The following is an 8491-nucleotide window of genomic DNA, read 5'->3' as shown; positions in this document are numbered from 1 at the left end:
CTATTCTTCTACTTTATGTGGATTTGTGGTAGTTTTTAATTTCTTTTACTATATAAACACACATTTTAAATCTTTTGAGTATCCTAAACTATTTTTTATCAGTCATTGTGCAAGGTTTTGCCAAATTTTAATAGGTGCAATGAGAGATGATGAAGGACAGGGAAGGATAAGCATAAAGAGATGGGGGGAGTCTTTTTACTCGATTTGGCATTGAATGCCACACAGCGAAAAGATTAACTAAGAACGTATCATACGATAAGGATCATAGGATGATTTTAATCTCTAAAAAGCCAATCGCCTTAGCAACTGTTGCTATTATGGCATTAGGTCTTGCAGGTTGTAACAAAGCCAGCGACAACAAAGCGGCAGGGACTGAAGGTAGCCAACCAGCGGCAGCGGCTACTGGTGAAAAAACGCTCGATAAAATTAAAAAATCAGGGGAAATCGTACTAGGTTACCGTGATTCCTCAATTCCATTTTCTTATATCGCAGGTACGCCCAACCAACCTGTGGGTTATGCCCATGACCTCCAATTAAAAATTGTTGACGCAGTCAAAAAACAATTGAATATGCCAGACCTTAAAGTGCGTTACAACCTAGTAACCTCACAAACTCGTATCCCATTGGTACAAAATGGTACGGTTGACTTAGAGTGTGGTTCAACCACCAACAATGAAGAACGCCAAAAACAAGTGGCTTTCTCAAACGGTTTCTTTGAGATTGGTACTCGCTTATTAACCGCTAAAGATTCAGGCATCAAAGATTTTGCGGATTTAAAAGGCAAAACCTTAGTGACTACCGCAGGTACCACCTCTGAGCGTTTTATCAAAAAACTCAACGATGACAAAAAAATGGGCATTAACATCGTTTCTGCCAAAGACCACGGCGAATCTTTCTTGATGTTAGAAAGCGGTCGTGCGGCAGCCTTCATGATGGATGACGTACTGCTTGCGGGTGAAAAAGCCAAAGCCAAAGATCCAAACAAATGGGTCATTGTTGGTACCCCACAATCGTATGAAATTTACGGCTGTATGATGCGTAAAGACGATAGTGAATTTAAAAAAGTAGTCGATGATGCGTTGGTTGCGACTTATTCATCAGGTGAAATCAACGACATCTACAAAAAATGGTTCATGTCACCGATTCCACCAAAAAACATCAACATGAACTTCCAAATGTCTGACAACTTAAAAGCCTTGTTAGCAAACCCACATGATGGCGCGCAACCAAAAGATGTTGCTAATGCAGCCGCATCTGCTACCGTCAATGCAGTAGCAACGGGCGCTAGTAATGTGGCAACCGCTGTGGCATCTGCAAGCAATGCAATTGCAAGTGCAACAAAACCTTAGTTGATGTGATAACAACAAACTAGGTTAGGAAGGTTACTATCCAACATAAAACTGACGTCATCACCTATCAATTGTGGTTACGTCAGTTTTAGTTTTTGGGTAAATCAATTTGCTAGACAGGATTTTGGGGGTGGCAATGAATTATAGTTGGAATTGGGGCGTGTTGCTGCAACCAACAGGTGTAGGCAACGAAGTCTACTGGCAGTGGCTATTGACAGGCTTTAAATGGCTGTTGGTCATTGGTGGGAGTGGCTGGCTGATTGCCTTAATTATCGGTACGATTTTAGGTATTATGCGTACTTTACCAAATAAAACTGCTAGAGCGATTGGTACGGCTTATGTGAGTTTTTTTCGTAACATTCCGCTATTAATACAGTTATTCTTCTGGTTTTATGTGGCACCTACTTGGCTGACACCTGCCTTACAAAAATGGTGGTTTCAAGAGTTAGACCCAAATACCTCGGCGGTGATTTCGGCAAGTATTGGTCTTGGGTTATTTACTGCGGCGCGTATTGTTGAGCAAGTGCGTACAGGTATTGAATCATTGCCAAAAGGGCAGACCAATGCTGCCTATGCGCTCGGGTTCACCTTGCCACAGACGTATCGCCATATCGTCTTGCCACAGGCGTTTCGGGTGATTTTACCACCGATGAGCTCTGAGCTTACCAACTGTTTTAAGAATGCCTCGGTCGCTTCATTGGTCGGGGTTACTGAGCTGATTAGCCAAACCAAAACTATCAGTGAATATACCCAAAACAATATCGAAGTATATACCTTTACCACGATTATTTATTTATTGTTTAATTTGGTGTTGATTTATTTTATGACTTGGCTTGAGAAAAAATTACGCATCAAAGGTCAAATCGATGGGGGTGGCGCATGAATATGATGGAATTACAAGCCGCAATGCCAGGGTTGATGGGTGGCTTATGGATCACCTTCAAAGTGTTATTTTTAGCTATCATTGGCGGTTTGGCGCTGGGTACGATTTTAGCCTTGATGCGGTTGTCGGGCATTCGTATTTTAGCCGTGCCTGCCAAGCTGTATGTCAACTTTTTCCGTTCAGTGCCGCTACTGTTGGTATTGCTTTGGTTTTATTTTGCTGTGCCGATGGTGTACAACTTGGTGACGGGCACGTATTTGACGTTGGATACCGCGTTTACTTCGTGCGTGGTGGCATTTATGGTGTTTGAAGCCGCGTATTTTTCTGAGATTGTACGTGCGGGTATCCAATCAATTGGCAAAGGACAGGTCAATGCTGCTAAAGCCTTGGGTATGACTTATGGTCAGACCATGCGCTTTATTATTTTGCCACAAGCGTTTCGCAAGATGTTTCCGCTACTTCTACAGCAGTCGATTATTTTGTTCCAAGATACCACCTTGGTGTTTGCGATTGGCTTGGTGGATTTCTTCCGAGCCTCATACGTGCGCGGTGACTTGATGGGGTTACTAACCCCCTATATCTTGCTGGCAGGGGCGTTTTATTTTGTGGTCAGTCTAACCGCATCGACCGCTGTCAACCACCTACGCAAACGCTTTCGCATGGCTTAATCAATATTGAATAAAGGAAAATAACATGTCAGTAGTTACTAAAATTGATGAAACCACCTGGCTCAACGAATTTGGTGGCTTGGTATCAAACAGTGGACACGCCAGTCCCGATATCATGATTAATGTCAACAAAATCAGTAAATGGTATGGCGACTTTCAAGTATTGACCGACTGTACCGCGCATGTGCACAAAGGCGATGTGACCGTCATCTGTGGTCCATCAGGTAGCGGCAAATCAACTTTAATCAAAACCGTCAATGGGCTTGAAGCCTTTCAACAAGGTGAAATCTTGATTGATGGCATGTCGGTCGGCGCCAAAGAAACCGACTTGCCAAAACTACGTAGCCGGGTAGGGATGGTATTTCAGCATTTTGAACTGTTTCCGCATTTATCCATCTTAGAAAACTTGACCTTGGCACAAATCAAAGTACTGGGTCGTAGTCAGTCTGAAGCGCAGAAAAAAGGCTTGGGTTATCTTGACCGCGTGGGCTTGTTAGCGCATGCCAAAAAATACCCTGCCGAGTTGTCAGGCGGTCAGCAGCAACGGGTAGCAATTGCACGTGCGCTCAGTATGGACCCGATTGCAATGCTGTTTGATGAGCCAACTTCCGCACTTGACCCTGAGATGATTCAAGAGGTGCTTGAGGTGATGATTGAGCTTGCTAATGAGGGCATGACCATGATGTGTGTGACCCACGAAATGGGCTTTGCGCGCCAAGTCGCCAACCGTATTATCTTTATGGATCAAGGTCATATCGTTGAAAACTGCAGCCGTGAAGAATTCTTTGCCGGCGCGCGTAGCGAGCGTGCGAAAGATTTCTTGTCAAAAATCTTAAATCACTAAAGATAAGATAAAGTTTATTTCAATAAAAAACGGCAGTCACTGCCGTTTTTTATTGTCAAAGTTTGCATTAGCCTAATTGCTGATGAGCGATTCAAATTGCTTGAGTTCCTCTTCCATATAGGCGAGTAATCGTTGGCTATGGGGCAATATTTGGCTACAGGTGACGATACAAAACTCGATTTTATCCACGTAAGTACACAAGGTGATATTCATCGCTTGGTCATTGAGCACAATCGAAGCAGGATACAGCGCCTGCAATTTTGCCCCTTGCCAATACAATGGCTGATGCGAGCCTGGTACATTTGAGATAATCAAGTTAAAACCGCGATAATCGGGAAACAGACCCGTAAGTACCTGCAACCCTGAACGGCTATAAGCAACCCCACTATAAATAATCGACGAGGCTTGCTTCATCCGTGAAAAGCGTTTTTTACTATTTTTGGTGCTGCCATTAATCGTCTTTAACCGGGCAACAGGGTCGGCAAGGTGAGTGGCAAGATTGGCTAAAATAAAGGTAATTTGATTGCCAACGTGTTGGCTTGCGCTATCGTTGTCATCGCGCAGTGATAAGGGTACAAAGGCAATCAAGGGTTTTTTGGGTAAGCCATTGATATCGAGCAAATAACGGCGTAACGCGCCTGAGCAAATCGCCAAAATCACATCATTGACGGTCACGGCGTAATGTTTGGCGATGGTTTGAAAACGAATAAGCTCATAAGATTGGGCAGAGATACGCCGTGAGCTTGATACCGGTTGGTTGAGGGGGCTATCTGGCGCTTGGGTGGTGGTAATGTAGTCTTTGTCAAATCGCTCTACCACATTTTTACCTAAGGCTTTGATGGCAGGTGGGATAGCCAGCGCTTGCTCTTTGACGACACGCAGAAGGGATTTATCTTCTGGTATCAACGCATCGAGTTGATGACGATGACGGGTCATTAGCGACCAAATTGGCAAGCTAATCCGCTCGGTTGGCGATTCTGATAGCGATTTTTTGACCAAACGAATCGCCGCTATCCCATCGACCATAGAATGGTGAATCTTAAAATACAACGCAAAACGATTGCCTTCAATCCCCTCGATGATGTGACATTCCCACATCGGTTTGGCACGGTTGAGTAATTTGCTGTGCTCTTGGGATACATAAGTCAATAGCTCACGGATGCGTGCCGGTTTGGGCAGGGCGATATGGCGAAAATGATGGTCGACTTCAAAGTTTTCATCGGTTTTCCACCATGCTAAATGATATAACACTTGGTTAAACGGAAAACTCGGCGGCGTCTTTTGCATGACCATCTGCTGCACCAAATCACTGACAAAGGTATCGCTTGCGCCATCGGGAATCTCAAACAAGAACAGCCCACCAATGTGCATCGGCTGATTGCGATTTTCAAGTAAGATAAATAACTGGTCAATGGCGGTGAGCAGACGCATGCGATGTCCTTAAGTATGAAATAATAAATTAGCGGAAAAAATAGCCAGTCTGTGGCGAGCTAGCTTGTGCCATATAACGCGCTGGCATACGACCCGCCAAGAAAGCCTCACGTCCAGCTATCACCGCGTGTTTCATGGCAGACGCCATCAATACAGGGTTTTGTGCATGGGCAATCGCGGTGTTCATCAGCACACCATCACAGCCCAATTCTAAGGCAATGGCAGCATCACTGGCCGTACCCACGCCTGCATCCACCAAAACAGGCACTTGGGTTTGCTCGATGATGAGACTTAAGGTATGACGATTTAATAGCCCTAGACCTGAGCCAATCAAACTGCCCAAAGGCATAATCGCCACACAGCCCATACTCTCTAGTTCTTTGGCAACAATCGGGTCATCTGAGGTGTACACCATCACATCAAAGCCATCATCAATCAACGTTTTAGCCGCTTTTACGGTTTCGATGACGTTGGGATACAAGTTTTTTTCATCGCCTAATACTTCAAGTTTGACTAGGTTATGCCCATCCAACAATTCACGCGCTAATTGACAGGTACGAACGGCGCTAGCCGCGTCAAAACAGCCAGCGGTGTTAGGTAAAATGGTGTATTTTTCGGGAGAAATCACATCAAGTAGATTGGGTTCATCTTTCTTCTGCCCGATATTCACGCGTCGAATGGCGACAGTGACGATTTGCGCACCGCTGGCAGCGATGGCTTCGCCTGTTTGTGCCAAATCTGTATATTTGCCAGTACCGACGAGCAAACGAGAGGTAAACGTGCGCGAACCAATGTGTAGGAAGTCGTTTGGGTCGGTCAGCGTATTTTGGCTTGAAGAATTTTGGATTGCAGGATTTTGAGTTGAAGTGGTTTGGGTCATTGTCATCCCTTTTTAGAGTTTGATTGTCATGGTTATCAATCAGTAAAAAATGCTTTAGTATAACAAAATATAGCTTGTCTCAGGGTCTTTTTGTGCGCCTTAGTAGGATTTGTCCTGTTGATAAGCTACAATGGAACGCATCTTTTCTTGCCTTATTTCATTCGATAATCCCTATGCTAAATCCGATTGCCTTGCCCTATAGTTTTGCCAAACGTCATCAACTGCTGTTGCAATACTCGCAAGATTTAACTGCCCCGCCGACCTTGTTGATGACGGCGGATACCCCCATGGAAGCCATCAACGAAGCCAACCGTTTTGCCAGTCAAGCAGGGGTGCCACTGCCATTGAATTTTGCCATGGCGCAAAGTGACGATTTTGAAAAGCAGTTAGCCGCTGTCTATGCAGGTAACACAGGGGAATCTCAGCATATTGCCGCTGGGCTTGAAGACCATCCCGATTTGATGAGTCTCGCTGACAGTGTCCCTGAGACGGAAGACTTGATGGACCAAGAAGATGACGCGCCCATCATTCGGCTAATCAATGCGCTGCTGTCTGAAGCCATCCGCCTAAACGCCTCAGATATCCATATCGAAACCTTTGAAAAACGGCTATCGGTGCGCTTTCGGGTGGATGGGGTGCTTAAAGAAATCGTCAGTCCAAAACGGGAACTATCACCGCTACTGGTGTCCCGTATCAAGGTGATGGCAAAACTGGATATCGCTGAAAAACGGGTACCGCAGGATGGACGCATCTCATTACGTCTGGCTGGGCGAGAAGTGGATGTGCGGGTATCGACATTGCCATCAAATTTTGGTGAGCGAGTGGTGATGCGGCTGTTGGATAAACAGGCGGGTCGATTAAATATGACCTATTTGGGTTTGTCAGACAATGATTATAGCGAGCTTAAACGCTTAATCCATCGCCCGCATGGCATTATTCTTGTCACAGGTCCGACAGGTTCGGGAAAAACCACGACGCTGTACGCGGCTTTAACGGATTTGAACGATAATACTCGTAATATTTTGACCGCTGAAGACCCCATTGAATTTCAGCTAGATGGTATCGGGCAAACCCAAGTTAATAATAAAGTGGATATGACCTTTGCGCGTAGTTTGCGAGCCATGCTACGCCAAGACCCTGATGTGGTGATGGTGGGGGAGATTCGCGATTTAGAGACCGCGGAAATTGCGGTGCAAGCGTCGCTCACAGGTCATTTGGTACTCTCAACCCTGCATACCAATACGGCGATTGGTGCGGTGACGCGGCTACAAGATATGGGGGTTGAGCCGTTTTTATTGTCATCGAGCCTCATTGGCGTGGTGGCACAGCGACTAGTGCGTACTTTGTGTGCGCATTGCCATACATGGGCGCTTGCCGATGCCTATCAAACGCAGATTTTTACTGAAATAGGCGAAGTCGGAGAGATTAAACTGCCAAAACCTGTGGGCTGCGAGAAGTGCAATCAATCAGGATTTCGGGGACGTACCGCGATTTATGAAGTGGTGCCTGTCGATGACAAACTGCGACAACTGATTCATAGCCAAACGGCCGAGTTTGAGTTAGAAGCGTATGCGCGGAGTAAGACACCGTCAATTCGTGCCGATGGACTCAAAAAAGTATTGGCAGGGAAAACCACGCTGGAAGAAGTGCTGCGGGTGACGAAAGAAACAGCGTTTTAAAAAAGTATAATGAAATCGTCATCAACCAGAATAAAGTTAAAATTGATAGGTAGTTAAGTGATATAAATAACCTTCGATCCCAGTAAGGCTGATAGCAACTTAATAAAACACGGTATAAGCTTTGATGAAGCAAAAATTGCATTACTTGACCCGAATGCGCTAGTACGTGAAGATGTTGACCACGATGAACCAAGATTTGTATTATTAGGAATGGCAAATCGCTTATTAGTTGTTGTCTATTGCTATGTGGATAATGATGATATGATTCGGTTAATATCTGCACGAAAAGCAACCAAAAACGAGGAAAAACAATATGCAAACTGAATACGATTTCTCAAATGCTCAAAGAGCGACACAAATTTCTCATCTTAATCGGTTGCGAGAACAACAGCATTTGCTGGATAAAGATGTGAGTGATTGGCTTGCAACCCAAGATGATGATACTAAAAAACATATCAGTGAAATGATTCGCCAAGTAATGGCGATGAAAATTCACACACAATCTACTGTTTAAATTATGTGTTTTAGTCACTGATGCAATGAATAACTTGCATTTTTTCAATTGACAAACGGATAAAGTTTTCGATTTTCTGACAGGGAGTGATATATTGCTTACGGTTATTTTTCGCAAAATAGTCTGCCAAATTATTTAATTCAACGACCAGTGATTTAGCAACATTCGGATAAATCACTGGGTCATTATAAGAACCTGTATTCATAAATAAAAATAATATATTTCATTAAATATATTAACTTG

10 protein-coding genes are annotated in these 8491 nt (G+C 44.3%); 7 read left to right on the top strand and 3 right to left on the bottom strand.

Annotated elements, in window-relative coordinates; translation table 11 throughout:
• Positions 1 to 269 precede the first annotated feature (269 nt).
• From RTS09_RS10520 to RTS09_RS10505, 4 genes are all read left to right on the top strand, one after another.
• Entirely contained in the window at positions 270 to 1349 is a 1080-nt protein-coding gene (locus RTS09_RS10520) for a glutamate/aspartate ABC transporter substrate-binding protein (protein WP_128680003.1), read from the top strand.
• A gap of 136 nt (positions 1350 to 1485) precedes the next feature.
• The gene (locus RTS09_RS10515) at positions 1486 to 2232 is read left to right on the top strand and encodes an amino acid ABC transporter permease (RefSeq protein WP_040404072.1); all 747 of its coding nucleotides are present in this window, start codon (positions 1486 to 1488) and stop codon (positions 2230 to 2232) included.
• On the top strand, positions 2229 to 2900 hold the full coding sequence (locus RTS09_RS10510) for an ABC transporter permease subunit (RefSeq protein ID WP_007116978.1): 672 nt from the start codon (positions 2229 to 2231) through the stop codon (positions 2898 to 2900). The genes RTS09_RS10515 and RTS09_RS10510 overlap by 4 nt, the downstream gene beginning before the upstream one ends.
• 115 nt (positions 2901 to 3015) lie before the next feature.
• Positions 3016 to 3744 carry an amino acid ABC transporter ATP-binding protein gene (locus tag RTS09_RS10505; protein WP_312536867.1) on the top strand — a complete coding sequence of 243 codons (729 nt, stop codon included), beginning with the start codon at positions 3016 to 3018 and terminating at the stop codon, positions 3742 to 3744.
• 72 nt (positions 3745 to 3816) lie between these two features.
• Here the strand turns inward: RTS09_RS10505 and RTS09_RS10500 are convergent, their stop codons facing one another.
• Both RTS09_RS10500 and RTS09_RS10495 read right to left on the bottom strand, forming a co-directional pair.
• Positions 3817 to 5175: a WS/DGAT/MGAT family O-acyltransferase gene (locus RTS09_RS10500; protein WP_312536863.1), complete on the bottom strand. Its 1359-nt coding sequence runs from the start codon at positions 5173 to 5175 to the stop codon at positions 3817 to 3819.
• Between the two features lie 28 nt (positions 5176 to 5203).
• Positions 5204 to 6055 (bottom strand): thiazole synthase, encoded by an 852-nt coding sequence (locus RTS09_RS10495; protein ID WP_312536860.1) that lies wholly within the window; start codon positions 6053 to 6055, stop codon positions 5204 to 5206.
• 173 nt (positions 6056 to 6228) lie between these two features.
• Here RTS09_RS10495 and gspE point away from each other — a divergent pair, with 173 nt between their 5' ends.
• The 3 genes from gspE to RTS09_RS10485 all read left to right on the top strand — a co-directional run bounded on the left by gspE (position 6229) and on the right by RTS09_RS10485 (position 8248).
• Positions 6229 to 7734 (top strand): type II secretion system ATPase GspE, encoded by a 1506-nt coding sequence (gspE, locus tag RTS09_RS10490; RefSeq protein WP_172823582.1) that lies wholly within the window; start codon positions 6229 to 6231, stop codon positions 7732 to 7734.
• A gap of 66 nt (positions 7735 to 7800) precedes the next feature.
• On the top strand, positions 7801 to 8058 hold the full coding sequence (locus RTS09_RS10555) for a BrnT family toxin (RefSeq protein ID WP_083106327.1): 258 nt from the start codon (positions 7801 to 7803) through the stop codon (positions 8056 to 8058).
• Complete coding sequence (locus RTS09_RS10485) at positions 8048 to 8248, top strand: hypothetical protein (RefSeq protein WP_065253323.1); 201 nt, start codon at positions 8048 to 8050, stop codon at positions 8246 to 8248. Before RTS09_RS10555 ends, RTS09_RS10485 begins: the two co-directional genes overlap by 11 nt.
• A gap of 10 nt (positions 8249 to 8258) precedes the next feature.
• Here the strand turns inward: RTS09_RS10485 and RTS09_RS10480 are convergent, their stop codons facing one another.
• Complete coding sequence (locus tag RTS09_RS10480) at positions 8259 to 8453, bottom strand: hypothetical protein (RefSeq protein ID WP_312536857.1); 195 nt, start codon at positions 8451 to 8453, stop codon at positions 8259 to 8261.
• Positions 8454 to 8491: the final 38 nt, after the last annotated feature.

The organism is Moraxella sp. CTOTU47618 (assembly GCF_032017425.1).
GTDB lineage: Bacteria > Pseudomonadota > Gammaproteobacteria > Pseudomonadales > Moraxellaceae > Faucicola > Faucicola tetraodonis.
Note: the sequence above shows the minus strand (reverse complement) of the source record. Positions and strands in the feature narration are given on the sequence as shown.

What these genes read in the sequence shown, in the direction of transcription:
- gspE (WP_172823582.1), top strand. Translation starts at nt 6,229, where the DNA reads ATGCTAAATCCGATTGCCTTGCCCTATAGTTTTGCCAAACGTCATCAA.
- RTS09_RS10500 (WP_312536863.1), bottom strand. Translation starts at nt 5,175, where the DNA reads ATGCGTCTGCTCACCGCCATTGACCAGTTATTTATCTTACTTGAAAAT.
- RTS09_RS10520 (WP_128680003.1), top strand. Translation starts at nt 270, where the DNA reads ATGATTTTAATCTCTAAAAAGCCAATCGCCTTAGCAACTGTTGCTATT.
- RTS09_RS10510 (WP_007116978.1), top strand. Translation starts at nt 2,229, where the DNA reads ATGAATATGATGGAATTACAAGCCGCAATGCCAGGGTTGATGGGTGGC.
- RTS09_RS10495 (WP_312536860.1), bottom strand. Translation starts at nt 6,055, where the DNA reads ATGACCCAAACCACTTCAACTCAAAATCCTGCAATCCAAAATTCTTCA.
- RTS09_RS10515 (WP_040404072.1), top strand. Translation starts at nt 1,486, where the DNA reads ATGAATTATAGTTGGAATTGGGGCGTGTTGCTGCAACCAACAGGTGTA.
- RTS09_RS10480 (WP_312536857.1), bottom strand. Translation starts at nt 8,453, where the DNA reads ATGAATACAGGTTCTTATAATGACCCAGTGATTTATCCGAATGTTGCT.
- RTS09_RS10505 (WP_312536867.1), top strand. Translation starts at nt 3,016, where the DNA reads ATGATTAATGTCAACAAAATCAGTAAATGGTATGGCGACTTTCAAGTA.
- RTS09_RS10485 (WP_065253323.1), top strand. Translation starts at nt 8,048, where the DNA reads ATGCAAACTGAATACGATTTCTCAAATGCTCAAAGAGCGACACAAATT.